Below are 16983 nucleotides of genomic sequence, written 5' to 3' on the forward strand. Positions count from 1 at the left end.
GGGCCTTATGAGTAACCCATTACAAAACTTGGTCTGTAATGGACCCGACGAACTTGTAAAAGCCGGTTATGAAATCTATTCACGGAATATTAACGCACAAGAACAATTCTGTATAAGCGATGGGCTAATGTATGCTGGCATTTATGGCCTTGTTACAGGCGTAATAGTGGGGCTTATGATAGCCTTGTTTTATAGGGAGTCAGGCAGCTAGTTTTAACTTTAACGATGAGGAATTAATTGATGATTGACTACAAAAAGGCCAGGTGTATATCAGAACCGCGCGGAAACTTTGGACTTGGCGATTATCAACGAGGGGAAAGTTACCAATTTTATTTTGATGAAAAAAAGAGGTATTACCACATTTTCCCGGTTCAGGGCGACCAGTACGCGGAGCGAGTGCACGAAAGGCATTTTAAGCGGTTCTTCACACTGGAGGCGTAAACAATAACGACTGTAACCCATGTTATCCAATGGGGTTGGAATGTGGGTTGATCCTTTCAGGTAAATCAAAAAACCTTGTAAATCAATAACTTAGAGGTGCTACTTGGCGGAGAGACAGAGATTCGAACTCTGGGTGGGCTATTAACCCACGACGGTTTTCAAGACCGCTGCCTTAAACCACTCAGCCATCTCTCCACAGGCCGCATATAATAACTGAATCGATTATTTATTCAAGCCTTTTTTGCTTTATCTTGAGTAGAATGACTTGAAATAGAACTTTCCGGTGTTTGAAGCACTGAAATAGTGATCTGATTTGTTCTTAAAAAACAGGGCGCATGACTGCGCCCTGTGAATCATTGCCTGGATTAACCTTTCAGCAAGTCTTTGGCTTTAGCCATGATGCCTGCTGGGTCGATACCTTGATGCGGGAACTGTTCCCATAAACCGCCGCAGCCTTCTTTGTGCGTGGCGATGTGAGCATACTTTGGTGTATGGCCACGTTCCAGCAACCAGGAGCCGAAACGGCTACCTAAACCGGTCTTGCGGTTGAAGGCTTCTACGACCATCACCATCGGTGATTTGCCGATTTTAGCCAGCATCTCTTCATCAATCACGTTCAAAGTAGGTTTGTTGATCAGGCCGACATCGAAACCTTCCTGTTTCAGGCGTTCAACTGCATCCAGCGCGCGGTATAAAGATTCACCGAAGCTGACGATATAGCCTTGTGTGCCTTCACGAATGACTTCGTCTTTGCCGGAAACAAATTTGTAATCGCCGCCGAAAAATTCCTTGCCTTCGCTGTCCAAAATCAGTGGGACTTTGGAGCGGGTAGAGAATACGAAACGTAAACCCGGATCAAAGAAAATGGTTTCCATACAGGCTTTCATCTGGTTTGGATCAGCCGGGAAATACAAGTTGGTCGCATAACCATCACTTAAACCGTTGTCGGCAAACATGTTGTTTAAACCGAAATGACACGTGTTGTCGGCCATATCATCTATGCCCGAGTGCGAGAAATGACTCAGAACATTTGAGTTATTCAGGCGCGCCATGGTGATTTCGGAAATACACATTTCCAAAAAGGCACTGAAGGTACCAAAAATGCCTTGTTTGCCAGCTTCCATACCGAAACCGGCAGCCGCAGAAAAGTTGCCGCGCTCCATGATGCCGGATGAAATAAAGATTTCAGGATAAGCGTCATGAATTTTCTTTAAGCCACATGAGCCTTCAAGGTCGCTGTCGATAACGCGGACTTTTTCAACACGTTCTGCTTCACTCAGACGGCTCAATATAGCTACTGCGGCATCGCCGAAAACGTTACGATTGGCATCCCATTTGTCGCTGGAGCCCAGGAAGGTGTAATCCTGTTTAGGAGCCTGGATAGATTTCAAGTGATCGGCAGCTGCTTGCTGGCCGTTCGATTCCAGGTATTCAACCGCTAATTTGACCGAGATGACATCGTGGCCGTGAGTTGAACCTTCCAAGCCTTTGATGCCTGGGCACATAGGACGGTGGTTGATAATTGCAACTGGGCCTTGAGTGTTGATCGCGGTAACGATGCGGCTATACAAGCCGTCAATATCTTCGCCGTCGCCTTCAAGTACGGTTAATCCATGGCCGGTCAATGTTTTGGCGGTACTGCAGCCACCCAGATAATGCGATGGATGACCTGCGATCGTGACATTGTTATCGTCAATGATCAGTTTGACATTGAGTTGTTGAGCTACGGCTAAACGAGCTGCTTCAGCATCGTTACCTTCTTGTTGCGAGCCATCAGAACCCAGGCAGAATAAGGTTTTTGTCGGGTTGGCCATGGCTACGCCGTTGACATAAGGCCACATGTGACCTAAACGGCCTGAGCTGAATTTTACACCCGGAGTGAAGCCCAGTTCGGGATGGCCCGGCAGATGGGAATGCGCTTCCCGGTAACGCATCAATTGTTCGGCAGGCAAGTCGCCGTTTAAAGTTGACATCAGGTATTGTGTAGCAACACGGTGTCCGGCTTCATCGAAAAAAATCGGCACGAATTTGTCGTCGGAACCACGAAACAGCGCGTCAAGAATCATGACTTCCGGCACGGTGTCAAATGGACCGCCTGTATGTCCGCCTACACCTCTGGCCGCGCCAGTTGCGGTGAAGAATACGATGGCATCTCGGCATAATTTGATATTGGCTTTGAGTGCTGATTTTTGTTCGTCTGTGAGTTTGTTGCTGCTTGGATCAAGGGAAATGCGTTGGTACGCGCCGAGATCAATAGGAAATTTTGACATAGTTTATTCTTCTTGTGGGTTGAGGTTAGAAATAGATAGCCAGGTTTAACTCAGTATTTTTATCAGCGAATGAAAATACTGAAGAAGCGAACTCATCCCGGAGAATAATTGAATTATGCCTTGTTTACCTGAGCCAGCCGTTGTGCGAGTCATTTTCCGTCAGCGTCTGAGTATTGCCTTCAGTGCCCGGACGTCCCTTTGAAAATGATCCTTGAAAAAAACAGACATTACACACTTGCGAGTTAAACAGTGCAAGCAATTTTCGCAACTTAATCTCTAGTTGATACAGTTGGAGCCTTTGACGAAGCGGATATGCCGGACAGGGTCATTTACTTGACTCATACATTGATCTGAAGTTTGCCAATAATTTCAAAAACGAACATCCATTATGCTTGGGCTGCAGGAATTATCGATAGGGTCTGCGTAAACTGTGGCAAACCCATTTAATAAAGCACTGTTCGCCTTAGACAGAGGCGTCATCCCGGCAATCCCTGCCGGAACGACGGCAATTATTAATACAAAAAAAGTTCTTAAACAAGCTTGGACAACCTTATAAAAACAGGGAAACTTCAGCATTGAATTTTTTAGTTTGATTTAAGCTCTGTTTCGTACGTTGGACTTTCTTGCTGAACTAATTTTTTAGTTCCTATATTACAAATACTCGTCCGCTTTGGATGGCATCGTAAGAGCGGGCCATGCCCCGCGACCAAAGGTGTTTCAATCGCGGGCTTGGCCCGCTCCTACAAAATACGCTTAACTTAACGGTATTGATTTGTTCGCAGGAAGTGAGCACATGCCCAAAATTGTTTAAAAGATGACATACTCTGATCAGCGGGTGCTAGCAGCAAACCGATGCATTTGATTTTCCTGTAAATTGCAGTCTGCCAAATGTATTATTTCATTTACTGCCCGACTAAAGAGCCTGTGCTGCAGGTAACGCTGCCTGTTTTGGAAAGCAAAATACCGAGGCACGGGTCCAAAATTTAAACTCCTTATGATGACTGTGCGTATTTTTAAGAGGATACCTTACTATGAGCTGGAATTTCGATGAAAAAACCAATCTTGACTCATTAATTCAGAATATATATATACAAGAGATAATTTTTATCGTATTGATTGTGTTGTGTATTGTCAGCGATTTTTTGGGTGAGATTTCCGATAGGACTGTCATTCTTTACTGGTTGCTGATGGCACCAATATTTTTGTTGGGTTCGTTAATTTGCGAAAAAGCCAACCTTCACAAGACGGGTCAAACCATAGCGCATTACGTAAAATTTGAATGTCTGTTTTGGGGGAGTGCTTTCATCTCCATTATGCTGGTATTGCTTTTATGGCATGCGGATCTGATGACCGCCAGAACAACCGGTTTAGTCATTCATATCGTTCTTGCCCATACGATGTTTTTAACGGGCATGTTACTGGGTGTTCGCTTCTATTTGCTGGGACTGTTTTTATTTTTTATAGCCGGTTTGGATGTTATTTTTGAAGCCGAAGTGGGTGACATTTTTTTATTGGCCGTTCCTGTGGTTATTGTGGGTCTTTATTATGAAAAACATTTTCTTTTCCCCAATCTAAAAAAATTGCATGAGGACATTTATAAAGATCAAAAGTAACCCTCTGACGAGTTCTTGGCTTAAGCATCCATTCTCGTACTTGCCAAAAAATTGGGTAAACTCTAAGCGTGATAGCCGTTCAACCGGTTATGGGCTTGATTAAGTTATTTAACTCTAAAAGTTGATAAAATGCAGGAAAAGATTCGAGAAATACAGAATTTAGTTGAAATTCTGTAATTTTGGTTTCTGTCAAAAACAGGGATGGTGTATTCTATAACCGAATCCAAAATCTACGGATTTTGTCGATTGGCGATCAATCTGATTTGTAACAATGGGTGCTTCTTGATCGTACACTAATCGACTGTTAGACAAAGGCTTTTTGCAATTGGGTTTGTGATAGTCTTTACCTTCGATTTCTGATGATACAAAGGCCTCTTTTTGTTTACGCGATTTTCCTGCAGTTTGTTTGCCGGTGAAAACCTGTGACACGACTTACTGTTTGATTTGATCATCTGGCAACTATTAATCATTGAAATCACCATGAATTGGCTCATACACCTTTTTAGCCACGAATCTGTTTCTCACTCGTTGTTAGTGATCAGTCTGGTTGTTTCAACCGGGCTGTTATTAGGAAGATTGTCCTTGTTCAAAATAGAACTGGGCATTGCCGGGGTGTTATTTTCCGGCCTTGCTTTCGGCCACTTTGGGATTACGTTGCCCAAAGAGGTCATGCACTTTCTGCGAGAGTTCGGACTCATTTTATTTGTCTATGCCATTGGACTTCAGGTGGGTCCCAGTTTTGTCAGCTCGTTTTTTCGCTACGGTATCAGGTTGAACGTGATGGCCGCTTCGATTGTGCTGCTGGGTGCTGCGATTACTGTTCTAATCAGTATTTTCGGTGATATTCCTATCCCTGTAGCGGTCGGGCTATTTTCAGGCGCAACCACCAACACACCTTCATTGGCGGCTGCACAGGAAATTCTTGCCGGCATATCCGGAATCAATCCTGAGACTCTGAAACTACCAGGATTGGGCTATGCGGTGGCATATCCTTTTGGCATAGTTGGCATTATCCTGTCTATGCTGCTGACGCGAGCGGTTTTTAAAATTAACCTGGCCACTGAAGCTGAAGACTTCAGCCGCATACAGCAGGAAAACGCCAAAACACCGGTTTGGTGTGATTTGACGGTGGAAAATCCAAATCTGAATAACTTGACCATTGGACAAGTTCCTTTTTTTGATGCCATGGGCGTGGCTGTAACCCGTATTCTTCATAACGGTGAAGTCAATATAGCGACAAATGACACCTTATTAACGACAGGCGACGCCATTCGTTTGGTCGGCGAAAAAGAACATTTGGATAAATTGAAAATTCTGATCGGGCCTGATTCCAGCTATAACCTGAAAGAAATTGCGACCAATCTTTTCAGCGGCCGCTTTGTCGTAACCCACAAAGATGCTGTGGGTCAAACCGTCAGCAACTTGCGGACAATGTACGGGGTGACTATTTCCAGAATTCACCGTCCGGATGTTGAATTTACGCCTACCGGGTCGGTTCATGTTCATTACGGCGACGAGTTGAATGTAGTCGGAAGCAAGGAGAGTCTGGCGAGTCTTGAAAAAGTATTGGGTAACTCGTTGGAGGTGCTCAGTCATCCGCAGATCGTTCCTATTTTTATCGGCATTACCTTAGGCATTTTGTTAGGCAGTCTGCCCCTTTATGTGCCGGGTATTCCTTCTGCCGTTAAACTCGGCTTGGCGGGTGGTCCGTTGATCGTGGCCATTTTGCTCAGCAGGATCGGCAATTGGGGTACGATGACCTGGCATTTGCCGAAGAGTTCGAACATTATCCTCAAAGATGTGGGGATCGTTTTGTTCTTGGCCTGCGTGGGCTTGAATTCGGGTGACAAGTTTGTCAATACCCTGATCAACGGTGACGGTTTTTACTGGATGGCTTGTGCGGTAATGATCACCATAGGGCCATTGCTGATTGTTGCGTTTGTGGCGAGGTTCTTCTACCGGGTTAATTTTCTGTCGATGTGCGGTTTGCTCGCCGGCAGTATGACTGATCCGCCGGCATTGGCTTTTGCTAACAGCTTGAATCCCTCTGCGGCAGTGTCAATTGCCTATGCAACGGTTTATCCGTTAGTGATGATATTAAGGATTATCTCTGCGCAGATGATCATTTTGTTGTTTCTTTGATATTTGAGAGACTGCCCTCAATACGGGCAGTCTGCCTTACTTTTCCTGTTTTTTTCTGTAGTAGCAACGCATTGATAAGTAACCCATTAAAGCGCCCCAGAGGATCAGATAGCTTTCATGAATCAGCATTTCAAGTTTCAGGTTATCCACACTGCGAACATAGTCGGCGATATGGTCGGCAAGCAATAAAGCTACCACCAAATACAATGCGATTTTAAGTTTCAACCGGTGTTTGTAGCTTACCCAAATCCCTAAAATGATAAAGCCTGTAAAAAAGCGAATCAGGTTATGAATAAACATTTCCAGATTGATGTTTTCCAGTCTTAATGCCGAATCCATAAAATACTGGATTATCAAGCCCAAGATAAAAACGGCTGTCAGTAGTTTCATTTTGTTAATGTCCGCGTTTTGAGTTAAAACTTTTTTAATAATTTAGCGTAGGTTTTATTCCCTGTTTTCCTCAATCCAACAATTAATGCCCTTGCCTTGAATGTTGGGTTGGCTGTCGCCAACCGCAACCTACATGGCGCTTCACCTTTAGTTTTGTTGCTCAGCCGAATACTTACAACCATTATTAGTACTTTATTAGCATTTATTCCGTTAAAACGCCGTCACATTGTTCAGGTAGAAGCAAAGGTGCCGGCGCTTTTTTTGGAACCGCCGATGGCGTTTTTGCTTCAGCAGAAAACCACCAATCCAGCGATGCATCGCAGCCGTTGCTGTTGGGCACAGGATTTTGAGTTTTGCAATTAGGGCTGTCAGTCGGGCATTTCAAGCGGACATGAAAGTGATCGTCATGCGCCCACCAGGGCCGGATTTTTTTTAACCAGGGACGTGCTTCAGGACCCTTGTTATTACATAGCTGCCGCTTGATGGCTGCGTTGACAAAGATACGGTCAACTTCCGGCATCAGCGCCGCAGTTTCCAGGACTTGTTCTATGGCCTGTGACCATTGAGACGGGTTAATAGTGTCCGAATGAGGCAGCAAAACAGAGGGTGCCCCCCATTTCTCGCGTTCGCCATGGCTTAATTTTCGTTTAGTTGCTTCTCTGGATAACAAAAACCAGATGTCCACATCCAGTCCGGATTGGTGGCTGCGATGTCCGCTAGGCGTGGGTCCGCCTCTAGCCTGGCCCAAATCGCCGATCAATAGCGTTCCCCAGTCTTTGTCGACGGCGCTGCGGCCCAGTTTTTCTATGAACTGAATCAAATCGGGGTGGCCAAAATAGCGTTGACGCGATAACCGCATGACCTGATAGCCCTCGCCATTTTCGGGTAAAGTCAAGGCTCCCCGCAAACATCCGGCGGTGTAATCGCCAATACTTTCAATGCCATTGATTATCGGGGTAGGGGAGGTGACAGTTGCCCAGCGGTTCGCAGCCAGCGAAACACAAGAGGCGCTCAATAGTGCCCCGCTTAAAAGACTTAATAACACCTTCATGATTAGTACAAACTCCCATTCAAAATAAATGACTTAATAAAGGCTATGTTTGCGTTAATAGTGGGCGTCGCCCCGGCAGGGATTGCCGGGGTCCAGAAGCCATGGATGGCGCTGGACTTTCACATCCTTGTGACCTAGATTCGCTTACGCGGTCTAACGGCTCCGGCAATCCATGCCGGAATGACGGTGTTGATTTACTTTCAACTACTAACGCGAACATGGCCTAAAAAAGCGCGCAGGTTAATCTGCTTTTACTCGGTATTGACGGATTACAAGATAGCTTAAAATAAAAACAACGAGATCCAGATTTTTTGTATCGAAAACTGAGAAAAATAACCCGCTCAATATCTCGTTAAAGCGCGCTTATTGTCCTCTGTCTTTACGTGTGCGGCAATTCCTTTACTTGCTTTACGTTTGTAAATCCTTATAATCGGCGGCCTTCTTTCTGGTGCCCTTTGATTTATATCATCGGGTTAAACGGGAAGTCGGTCAGGTATTGATTGCCAAAGCCGACGCTGCCCCCGCAACGGTAGATAAGTAAAGAATCATCATCAAGCCACTGTGTCTTTTGCATGGGAAGGCGGTGATTCAGGCATACGCCACTTATAAGCCCGGAGACCGGCCCGAGAGTTGATTCGAGACAGCGGCGGGCTGTTTGCGAAAAGATTCCCCTGCGTTTCTCTTTGCCTTGCCTTTTCGCTGTCATTTCCTAAGCTTCATGCGCGGGCGGCGCAGAGGATATAATGCGAAAACTCATTTTTAGTTCATTAATTTTAACCGGTGCGCATCAACCGGTTCTGGCCCAAAATACGGAATCTGAAGATTCATACCATCTGCCTAACATGGTTGTTACTGCAACCCGTTCTGAACGGGAAAAGAAGCAGTTAGCGGCCGCCATTACCGTGTTTACCCGCGAAGATATTGAAAAATATCAAGTCAATACCTTACCTGATTTGTTAAAACGAGTCACCGGTGTCGATGTCGTGCAGTCAGGTGGTTTAGGTAAGCCCACCAGTATCTTTATGCGCGGCACAGAATCGGACCAGGTTTTGGTCTTGATTGATGGGATTCGTTTCGGCTCGGTTACTCTTGGCACCTCTCCGTTTGAAGTGATCCCCATTGATCAGGTCGAAAGGGTTGAAATTATCAAGGGTCCACAAGCCAGTCTTTACGGCTCTGAAGCGCTAGGGGGGGTAATTCAGATTTTTACCCGCAAAGGCGTTCAGAAACAAGAGCCCACTTTTACATTGGATGCCGGCGGTGGGTCTTATAATACAGCCAAGGTTTCCGGTACTGTCAGCGGCGAAACTAACGGCACCTGGTATACGCTAGGGGCATCTCATATCAATACCAAGGGCTTTGATGCAAGAGAACCGACTTCAGGTTTTTTTGGCGTCAATCAGCCAGACAATGATGGTTATTATAATACCGGTCTTAACGCCAGGCTTGGTCACCGCTTTGACAATAAGGCGGAAATTGAAGCTTTTTTCATGCGATCGGAAGGTAAAAATCGATTTGACGGTTCTAATGAAGATCAAACCGAATTCTTTAATCATGTCGTTGGCTTGTCAGGACGGCTTTTTTTAACTGACTATTGGGAGTCTTCGCTGCGTTTGGGGCAAACCAGAGATGATAATGATAACCTGGATTTGGATGGCGACTTTTCTACCAATTTTGATTCAACGCGATGGAATGCCACCTGGTTGAATACGTTCAAGTTATCCGATGATCATCAGTTGATTTTGGGTTCTGATTATCGCTATGACGAAGTGGAGAGCACCACCTTGTATACTGAGCTCAGTCGGTACGATGTGGGTGTGTTTACCGAATGGCAAGGCCGTTTTTTGGACAGTCATTTTCTGACCGCCTCGGTTCGGTTCGATGATAATGAAGCGTTTGGTGATTTTGTCAGCGGTAATATCGGCTGGCGGTTTAATTGGGATTATGGCTTAAGCGCATTTGCCAGTTTCGGTAACGCGTTTAAGGCGCCGACATTTAACGAACTTTACTTTCCTAATTTCGGTAATTCCGGATTATCCGCCGAGGAGTCAACTTCAGTAGAAGTGGGTTTGGCCGGAGATTATGATTGGTTGCGCTGGGAATTGCGGGCTTACCATACCGATATTGACAACCTGATTGGTTTTGCCTTTAATCCCAATACCGGTAACTTCGGCGCTGAAAATACCGATAAAGCCCAGATTGACGGCATCGAAGCCGAAATTGGAACCCAGATACTGGGAGTGAACGCACAATTGGGAATGAGCCTGCTGGACCCTCGTAATCGCTTGACCAATACGCGTTTACCCAGGCGGTCTAATAAATCCTTGTCACTTGATTTATCCAGGTCCTTTGGTGCGCTGGAAACGGGGGCAACTTTACTCGCTCAAGGCTATCGCTATGACCGGCAGGATAATACCAATAAAGTCGGAGGCTTTGTCACCGTTGATTTGCGCAGTGCCTATCAGTTCAATAAAAACTGGAAGTTAAGCGGACAATTGAATAATTTACTGGATAAACAATATCAAACCGCCGATACTTTTAACACAGCGGATAGAAACTTTTTCTTATCAATACACTTTACGCATTAATAATTTGGCCAGGGACGGCTATCACTTTCCCACTTTGGAGCTTTACTATGGCAATACCCACATCATCGGCACTCAATCAGCCATTGACCAAACCCGGCCCCATAGCCTTGATTGGCTTGATGGCAATGACCCGCATGGATCATTTCGGTTCGGCTTTTGCCTTGCCAGATGCATCCTTGGCGGTCTTTTTTCTGGCGGGCTTGTGGTTTGGTGGTCGAGGCTTGTTTTTGACTTTGTTGGTTCTGGCAGGACTTATCGATTATGTTGCGATAGCCCAGATGAATGTCAGTGATTTTTGTATTTCTCCGGCCTATGTTTTTCTGGTACCTGCTTACGGGGTACTTTGGGCAACCGGTGCTTACTTTCGCGAAAAAGAGTTGACCGGATTGACTGATCTGACTGGTTTATTCGGGCTGTTGTTTTTGGCGGTCTCACTGGCATTTTTGCTGACTAATGGCAGCTTTTATCTGTTGTCTGACAATGTCAGTAACCGCTCATGGGAGGCTTTTCTGGGGCAGTTTACGCGTTACTATCCGCATTATCTGACCGGAACGATGGCCTATGCCGCCGCAATCGTCTTGCCGGTGATTCTGTTTAAAGGAATTATGGCGCATCGCTGGGATTCAAAGTCGTTGTAAACTTTTTGGCAGTAATGGATTAACACTGCAAGGATGCAGTAAATGCCTATTTGATTTCTGGGTAGTAGCGGAGCTAAAAAATCTTGTCGATCAAGGACATGATGATTTCCACGGCAATCAGCCAAATGATGATCCATTCCAGCGTTGACGAATGTAGATGTTTTTGTTCGTCAGCCAGCATTTCCAGAAGCTCATGGATGGTTTCCAGTTTTTTCGACAGCACTTCGGTTCGCTGCTTGATCTCAAGGTAATTCGCTGCCATCAAGTAAATTGATTGGTATTCCGGGTGTTCCCAAAAAAATTCTGGCGTATCCAGCAAGTCGTAATTCAGAATAATATCGCTTTTGGTCAAGAACAGCTGGCCGCGAATTTTAGCCATTGCATTTCTGCCCAGTCTGATTTTGCCTTCCCGCGCCAACGATTCGGGTAGATGGCTGGTGGTATGGATAGTGTCAATGGCATTGCCTTCAAATGCAGCCAGTTTGATCGACTGTGCCATGGCGTGTGACAAGGCAACATAGACTTTGATATCGGCGTTTTGCAACTCGATATGATCGTGTTGAATGCGGTCTTGTTCGCAGTTGACCTCGTAGCTGAAATTATCTTCCTGAGCTTCCGCCTCCGGCTTTACCGCATAATTTAAAAGAATTCTGTGCAGCTCTCGCCGGTCATCCAGATTCACATTCCAGTGCACTACAACGCCGTATGCAAAGACAATAGACACGCCGTTTTTATGATCGATTGCGACAGTATCTCTGAAGACCTGAGAGCGGGTGGTGTCGAGCAACTTTTCTTTTAGTTCGTTAAACACGAATGACTGCGCGAGACAAACGGTTAAACAACGCTGAATAACTTGATGTGAAGACATTGTATTATCTACGAATTTCAAATGTGCGAAGGATAACATACAACGACTCAATTGAAGTTTCCCAATAATTTCAAAAAAGAACTGCCATTATGCTTGGGCTGCAGGCATTATCGATAGGGTCTGCGTAAACGTGTTAAACCCATCAAATAGAGCACTGTTCGCGACAGGCGTTGAAAGGATGACAGAGGCTTCATCCCTGCCGGAACGATAGCGTGCGGCAAAGGCAAAGTAAGCATTTTTGCCGGGCTCAGATCGACCATTTTTTACCGGGTAGAGTGATACTAACCGCTATTCAAGCTATTCAAGCTATTCAAGCTATTGAAGGATAATTATTAAGAGAAATGAACACTGCATGCATACCGCCAGTTATCGAAAACGAAAGCCCTAAACCCTCTCAAGGTGCCATTGCGCTGTTTGTTAAAACACCGGGCTTGTCTCCCGTTAAAACTCGCTTGGCGGCAAGCCTTGGAACCGATGCTGCTGAAACTTTGCATTTAACTGCCGCTCAATCTGTGACATCGGTCATAGCGGATGCCTGTCAACAGATTCCGTTACAAGGGTATTACGCAGTCGCGGAAGTCGGGGCTTTGGATCATTGGTATTGGCAAGCGCTGCCGACAGTCTGGCAGGGGGAAGGCGGCCTGGGTGAACGTATGGGGCTGATCTACGAACAGCTTTTACAACGCCATCCGTATGTGCTTTTGGTGGGCGCCGATATTCCTCAAATGACCAGCCGTCAAGTGTGCGATTGTGCTCACTGGTTATCCGCTACTGATTTTTCTCGATTCGCTTTTGGTCCGAGTTTTGATGGTGGATTCTGGCTCTTTGGTGGTAATCGACGGCTTTCTCAGGCACTTTGGACTCACATAAGTTACAGTCAACCCGATACAGGAGAACAATTTTTAAATGCAATTGCACCTTTTGGTGATATTTTTCAGACAGACAGCTTACAGGATGCCGATGAATTAGCTGATTTAGTCCGGGTTATGTCCGCATTGGAGGCGCTTGTTAAACCCACGCCCGAACAGCAAAAGATGACAGACTTTTTGACGCAGTTAACGTTAACAAACTGTTGATTTCCCGTGTTGCCGGATTTGAAAAATTGGCAACACATGCGAATTAGATATTACAATTCTCTGTGCTATGGTTAATAGCTCTTGAACAAGTCTAATCTTGTTTAGTAATTAAGACACATGGCATTAAGACTTAACTTATCGCAACGTTCAGAAAAAATAATAAAAAGAAAGTAAGAGGAACCTTACCTGACCGCTTCGTATCACTCTTTTGAGAGGCGCTCTGACAATAAAAAATCCGGCTGATCTACGGGTTTTTAATAGTGTGGTGTGGTTCAGCAACCCGGTTAGAAAAATGCCGGGTGAACTTAATTAACCCGATACGGAGATATCCTTTGCGCTACTCAAGTAGATTTTTTGTAGAATTCATCAAACTGGCCGGGCCGTTCTGGCATTCGGAAAATAAAGCCACTATTCATAAATTGTCCCTGGGGCTAGTTTTATTTACGGTCATGCAAATTGCTATTGCAGTATTGCTGACCGAATGGAGTGCCAATCTGTTTAATACCCTGGATCAGCGTTCCATGTCAGGTTTGACCAAGCAAATTGTGATTATCGCGCTGATACTTATTGCTAACGTGATAGTCACTTCAAATCACTTGAAAATCAAACGCCAGTTACAAATTGATTGGCGCAGCTGGCTGACTCAACGCTTGATTGGCGAGTGGATGAATAACGGCCGCCATTATCAAATCACGCACATGGAAGGCCGGCATGACAATCCGGACGGCCGCATCGCTGAAGATATCCGGATAGCCACCGAATATGCGATTGATTTAATCCATTCACTTTTTTATTGCTTGCTGCTGATAGTCAGTTTCACGCAGATACTGTGGAGACTGTCCGGACATATAACGCTTAAATTTGGCGGTCTGGAATTGTCGGTTTACGGGCATCTGGTCTGGCTGGCGATTATCTATGCCGCGTTTGCTTCAACGCTGGGCTGGGTTATCGGGCGTCCACTGACTCAAGCCACCGATGCCAGACAAACTGAAGAGGCTAATTTTCGCTTTGGCTTGGTGACAGCGCGCGAGAATTCTATCGCCATTGCGCTTGTCAGGGGGGAAAAAACCGAACGGAACCGTTTTCTGCATTTGTTTAATGACATCTATCGTGCTTGGCAGAGACAAACCCGTGCCTGGTCCAATATTCTGATGTTCACTTCCGGCTATTCGGTCTTTTCCATGGCTTTTCCCATTCTGATATCGGCCCCGCGCTACATTGCCGGATTCATTTCATTGGGTGCTTTGGTCCAATCCGCTCAGGCTTTTCAACAAATGGCCGGTGCCTTGTCATGGCCGGTCGATAACATGGCAAAAGTGGCCGAATGGCGGGCATCGGTAGAACGGGTTTTAGGCTTGGTCGATGCGCTGGATGATCTGGAGAAAAAGAATAAAGACGAAACACAACAGCGCATAAGGCTGGTCAAATCTGAAGAATCGGTTCTTGGTTTCAATCAGGTTTGTATCGCTAAACTGAATGGAGAAATGATCATCGCCTGTATCGAAGATCAGATTAAAAAAGGCGAGCACGTCCTTATATCGGGCAATGGCGCAACGGCCGCCAAACTTTTCAAGGCAGTAGCAGGTTTGTGGCCCTGGGGTAAAGGAACCATCTATTTGCCCGATGATGAACCCATGTACTTTATGCCGCCAAGACCCTATTTGCCGACAGGCACGCTGCGTTCGGCAATTTGTTACCCCTATCCTGTGTCGGCTTTTAATCAGGCTGATCTTGAACAGGCGGTCGATGCCGCTGGGCTTAATGACTTACTCGAACAGCTGGATCATGTTGAGCAATGGGAGAAATCGTTGTCCCGCGAACAACAGCAGCGGTTGGGATTGGTCCGGTTACTGCTGGTCAAGCCCAAGTGGATTTTAGTCCAGGAAGCTTTTGATTCACTGGATCCCGTAGGCGAGGCTGACATGCTGCGATTGATTACTGAAAGGTTGCCGGACGCCGCTTTGCTGACCATTATGAACCAACCGACCGCAGATGCTTTTCATGAACGCCGTTTGACGCTTTAAGCTAGAGCAGATCTGATGTTTGAAAATAAACGCAGGGAAAAGGTGCGTGGCGTTAATCTGGGCGGCTGGCTGGTTTTAGAGAAATGGATGACGCCCAGCCTCTTTGAAGGCCTGGAGGCACTGGATGAAACCGCATATTGTGTTGAATTGGGCGAGCGGGCCGGACCTTTATTAAAACAGCACTGGAACAGCTTTATTACTTGGGATGATTTTGCCTGGCTGGCTAAAACCGGCATCAATGCAGTGCGAATTCCTGTCGGACATTGGATCTTCGGCCCCGACTATCCCTACCATGCTGCCTATGGGTCCTTGCGTTATCCCTTTGTTCAAGGCGGCATCGACATTCTGGACCAGGCGATGAAGTGGGCTGTAGAATGCGGTTTGCATGTTGTGCTGGATTTACATGCCGCACCGGGGTGTCAGAACGGCTTTGACAACGGCGGCATCCAGAATGTCTGCGAGTGGCATACTCAACCCGCTTTCATCGATTATTCTCTGACAGTTCTGGAACGGTTGGCGGAAAGATACGCCTCCAGTCCGGCCTTGCATGCCATTCAGACATTGAACGAGCCTCGCTGGGACATCGCCACTGATGTATTAAAGCAATACCATCTGGAAGCCTATCAGCGTATCCGGCAGCACTGCCAGCCAGAGCAGGTGGCGGTCGTAGTTCATGACGGTTTTCGTTCTTACAAGGAATACCAGGGCTTCATGAGCGAACCCGACTATCAGAATGTTGTGTTCGATATTCACCGTTATCAGTGTTTTGTTCAAGAGGATATTGATCTGGATATCTATGGTCATATCCAAAAAGCGGCTATTGACTGGAAAAACGAAGCTGACGACATTATTAACGGTTTAACGTTGCCGGTTTATGTAAGTGAATGGAGTTTGGGAATGGATAAGAACGTGTTTTCTCTATGGGCAGAGGGCTCATTTAATCATACGCTGACAGCAATCGACACTGTGCAATTGTCTATTGCCAATCGTGCTTTTGCCGCTGCCCAATTAATCACTTTTGAAAAATATCTGGGTTGGTTTTTTTGGAGCTACAAAACCGAAACCACCCCGGAGTGGTGTTTTCGTGATTGTGTCGAGCGGGGCTGGCTTCCGGATAAGTTCGCCTGAATCCGGCAATCCTTGCAATAGCATCAATCCCCGTAACCCAGGTTGCGAGTTTCTTTTAATACGCTGTTTTCAAACAGTAAAAATTGCTTTAATTTTCGTGGGCCGAAGTTGTATACCCACTCATCTATGACGACTTGTTCATAACTTTCAATTTCGAGTACACCTCGATTATGCCGTAATCGGCTTCCTTCAACGCCTAATCGGGTTTCGGCGTAATCCGGTTCCCCGCATTTTTGCAGCACATCGATTTTATGTTCGCCTATCCGAACCAGTCTTTTACCGCATCGTAAGGCAAGGGCATCATTAATGCCGATCACAAATAGAAAGAGTAATACCGGCAACGTGTAATTTTTCATGGCAGTGGCATCGCGGGTTGTAAGAAAAAAATTAGCCTAAAAAGACCGGTTGGAATACTTTGCAAACCACCCATGCTTCGCCTTTTGCTCAACATGAATTTTGTTCCTGCATATTTTACAAGCAGTATTTTAAACTTCGCCTGAAGAAAGAATAGATAAAATGAAATGGGCTGAATAATCCGATCCAAATTGTTTGCCTGTAAAGTGAGAAAGCCATTTTCAGCGCTCAAGTCACCCTTTGCTTCATGCAAATTTCAAATCCTTAAGCTAACTCATTGAACTATAAAAACTACCTGAAAAACCTCTGCCTGTGGGTAGAAAATTCCTGCTGACAGCACAATATATTGTGCTAGTATATTTTCACAGCCACTACATAAGGTGTATTTACGGTTAAAGTC

The 16983-nt window shown here is 45.7% G+C and carries 14 protein-coding genes, 1 tRNA gene and 1 riboswitch; of the genes, 8 read left to right on the top strand and 7 right to left on the bottom strand.

Going from position 1 to position 16983, the window contains the following annotated elements:
- Positions 1 to 240 precede the first annotated feature (240 nt).
- Positions 241 to 441, top strand: a complete 201-nt coding sequence (locus tag GO003_RS14775; protein WP_159657179.1) for a hypothetical protein — start codon at positions 241 to 243, stop codon at positions 439 to 441.
- A 104-nt stretch (positions 442 to 545) separates the two neighbouring features.
- On the opposite strand, the gene GO003_RS14780 is transcribed toward GO003_RS14775, so the two are convergent.
- A tRNA-Ser gene (locus GO003_RS14780) sits at positions 546 to 636 on the bottom strand.
- 170 nt (positions 637 to 806) lie between these two features.
- Positions 807 to 2711, bottom strand: coding sequence for a transketolase C-terminal domain-containing protein (locus GO003_RS14785; RefSeq protein WP_159657177.1), 1905 nt, complete (start codon positions 2709 to 2711; stop codon positions 807 to 809).
- 1031 nt (positions 2712 to 3742) lie between these two features.
- Between GO003_RS14785 and GO003_RS14790 the strand changes: the two genes are divergently transcribed.
- The gene (locus tag GO003_RS14790; protein ID WP_159657175.1) at positions 3743 to 4324 is read left to right on the top strand and encodes a hypothetical protein; all 582 of its coding nucleotides are present in this window, start codon (positions 3743 to 3745) and stop codon (positions 4322 to 4324) included.
- A gap of 480 nt (positions 4325 to 4804) precedes the next feature.
- Complete coding sequence (locus tag GO003_RS14795; protein WP_159657173.1) at positions 4805 to 6466, top strand: putative transporter; 1662 nt, start codon at positions 4805 to 4807, stop codon at positions 6464 to 6466.
- A gap of 36 nt (positions 6467 to 6502) precedes the next feature.
- Here the strand turns inward: GO003_RS14795 and GO003_RS14800 are convergent, their stop codons facing one another.
- Together GO003_RS14800 and mepA are read right to left on the bottom strand one after the other, a co-directional pair.
- Complete coding sequence (locus GO003_RS14800; RefSeq protein ID WP_159657171.1) at positions 6503 to 6856, bottom strand: hypothetical protein; 354 nt, start codon at positions 6854 to 6856, stop codon at positions 6503 to 6505.
- Between the two features lie 202 nt (positions 6857 to 7058).
- Positions 7059 to 7907, bottom strand: a complete 849-nt coding sequence (gene mepA, locus GO003_RS14805) for a penicillin-insensitive murein endopeptidase (protein ID WP_159657169.1) — start codon at positions 7905 to 7907, stop codon at positions 7059 to 7061.
- Positions 7908 to 8336: 429 nt separating this feature from the next.
- Positions 8337 to 8548: riboswitch (cobalamin riboswitch) on the top strand.
- A gap of 102 nt (positions 8549 to 8650) precedes the next feature.
- On the opposite strand from mepA, the gene GO003_RS14810 reads away from it, so the two are divergent.
- Complete coding sequence (locus GO003_RS14810; protein WP_159657167.1) at positions 8651 to 10495, top strand: TonB-dependent receptor domain-containing protein; 1845 nt, start codon at positions 8651 to 8653, stop codon at positions 10493 to 10495.
- 47 nt (positions 10496 to 10542) lie between these two features.
- Positions 10543 to 11133 (top strand): hypothetical protein, encoded by a 591-nt coding sequence (locus GO003_RS14815; RefSeq protein ID WP_159657165.1) that lies wholly within the window; start codon positions 10543 to 10545, stop codon positions 11131 to 11133.
- A gap of 73 nt (positions 11134 to 11206) precedes the next feature.
- Here the strand turns inward: GO003_RS14815 and GO003_RS14820 are convergent, their stop codons facing one another.
- A complete protein-coding gene (locus GO003_RS14820) occupies positions 11207 to 12001 on the bottom strand; it encodes an RMD1 family protein (protein WP_159657163.1) in 795 nt (264 codons plus the stop codon).
- A gap of 341 nt (positions 12002 to 12342) precedes the next feature.
- Here GO003_RS14820 and GO003_RS14825 point away from each other — a divergent pair, with 341 nt between their 5' ends.
- The 3 genes from GO003_RS14825 to GO003_RS14835 all read left to right on the top strand — a co-directional run bounded on the left by GO003_RS14825 (position 12343) and on the right by GO003_RS14835 (position 16229).
- On the top strand, positions 12343 to 13077 hold the full coding sequence (locus GO003_RS14825) for a TIGR04282 family arsenosugar biosynthesis glycosyltransferase (RefSeq protein WP_159657161.1): 735 nt from the start codon (positions 12343 to 12345) through the stop codon (positions 13075 to 13077).
- 332 nt (positions 13078 to 13409) lie between these two features.
- Positions 13410 to 15101 carry an ABC transporter ATP-binding protein/permease gene (locus GO003_RS14830; RefSeq protein ID WP_159657159.1) on the top strand — a complete coding sequence of 564 codons (1692 nt, stop codon included), beginning with the start codon at positions 13410 to 13412 and terminating at the stop codon, positions 15099 to 15101.
- A gap of 15 nt (positions 15102 to 15116) precedes the next feature.
- Positions 15117 to 16229, top strand: a complete 1113-nt coding sequence (locus GO003_RS14835) for a glycoside hydrolase family 5 protein (RefSeq protein ID WP_159657157.1) — start codon at positions 15117 to 15119, stop codon at positions 16227 to 16229.
- Between the two features lie 23 nt (positions 16230 to 16252).
- On the opposite strand, the gene GO003_RS14840 is transcribed toward GO003_RS14835, so the two are convergent.
- Together GO003_RS14840 and GO003_RS14845 are read right to left on the bottom strand one after the other, a co-directional pair.
- On the bottom strand, positions 16253 to 16585 hold the full coding sequence (locus GO003_RS14840; protein WP_159657155.1) for a DUF2845 domain-containing protein: 333 nt from the start codon (positions 16583 to 16585) through the stop codon (positions 16253 to 16255).
- Positions 16582 to 16836, bottom strand: coding sequence for a hypothetical protein (locus tag GO003_RS14845; protein ID WP_159657153.1), 255 nt, complete (start codon positions 16834 to 16836; stop codon positions 16582 to 16584). The genes GO003_RS14840 and GO003_RS14845 overlap by 4 nt, the downstream gene beginning before the upstream one ends.
- Between the last annotated feature and the right edge of the window lie 147 nt (positions 16837 to 16983).

The sequence above is a fragment of the Methylicorpusculum oleiharenae genome (genome assembly GCF_009828925.2).
Taxonomy (GTDB): domain Bacteria; phylum Pseudomonadota; class Gammaproteobacteria; order Methylococcales; family Methylomonadaceae; genus Methylicorpusculum; species Methylicorpusculum oleiharenae.

Bases quoted from the DNA above. Each gene is read 5' to 3' on its own strand.
- GO003_RS14775 (WP_159657179.1), top strand. From the start codon at position 241: ATGATTGACTACAAAAAGGCCAGGTGTATATCAGAACCGCGCGGAAAC.
- GO003_RS14785 (WP_159657177.1), bottom strand. From the start codon at position 2,711: ATGTCAAAATTTCCTATTGATCTCGGCGCGTACCAACGCATTTCCCTT.
- GO003_RS14790 (WP_159657175.1), top strand. From the start codon at position 3,743: ATGAGCTGGAATTTCGATGAAAAAACCAATCTTGACTCATTAATTCAG.
- GO003_RS14795 (WP_159657173.1), top strand. From the start codon at position 4,805: ATGAATTGGCTCATACACCTTTTTAGCCACGAATCTGTTTCTCACTCG.
- GO003_RS14800 (WP_159657171.1), bottom strand. From the start codon at position 6,856: ATGAAACTACTGACAGCCGTTTTTATCTTGGGCTTGATAATCCAGTAT.
- mepA (WP_159657169.1), bottom strand. From the start codon at position 7,907: ATGAAGGTGTTATTAAGTCTTTTAAGCGGGGCACTATTGAGCGCCTCT.
- GO003_RS14810 (WP_159657167.1), top strand. From the start codon at position 8,651: ATGCGAAAACTCATTTTTAGTTCATTAATTTTAACCGGTGCGCATCAA.
- GO003_RS14815 (WP_159657165.1), top strand. From the start codon at position 10,543: ATGGCAATACCCACATCATCGGCACTCAATCAGCCATTGACCAAACCC.
- GO003_RS14820 (WP_159657163.1), bottom strand. From the start codon at position 12,001: ATGTCTTCACATCAAGTTATTCAGCGTTGTTTAACCGTTTGTCTCGCG.
- GO003_RS14825 (WP_159657161.1), top strand. From the start codon at position 12,343: ATGAACACTGCATGCATACCGCCAGTTATCGAAAACGAAAGCCCTAAA.
- GO003_RS14835 (WP_159657157.1), top strand. From the start codon at position 15,117: ATGTTTGAAAATAAACGCAGGGAAAAGGTGCGTGGCGTTAATCTGGGC.
- GO003_RS14840 (WP_159657155.1), bottom strand. From the start codon at position 16,585: ATGAAAAATTACACGTTGCCGGTATTACTCTTTCTATTTGTGATCGGC.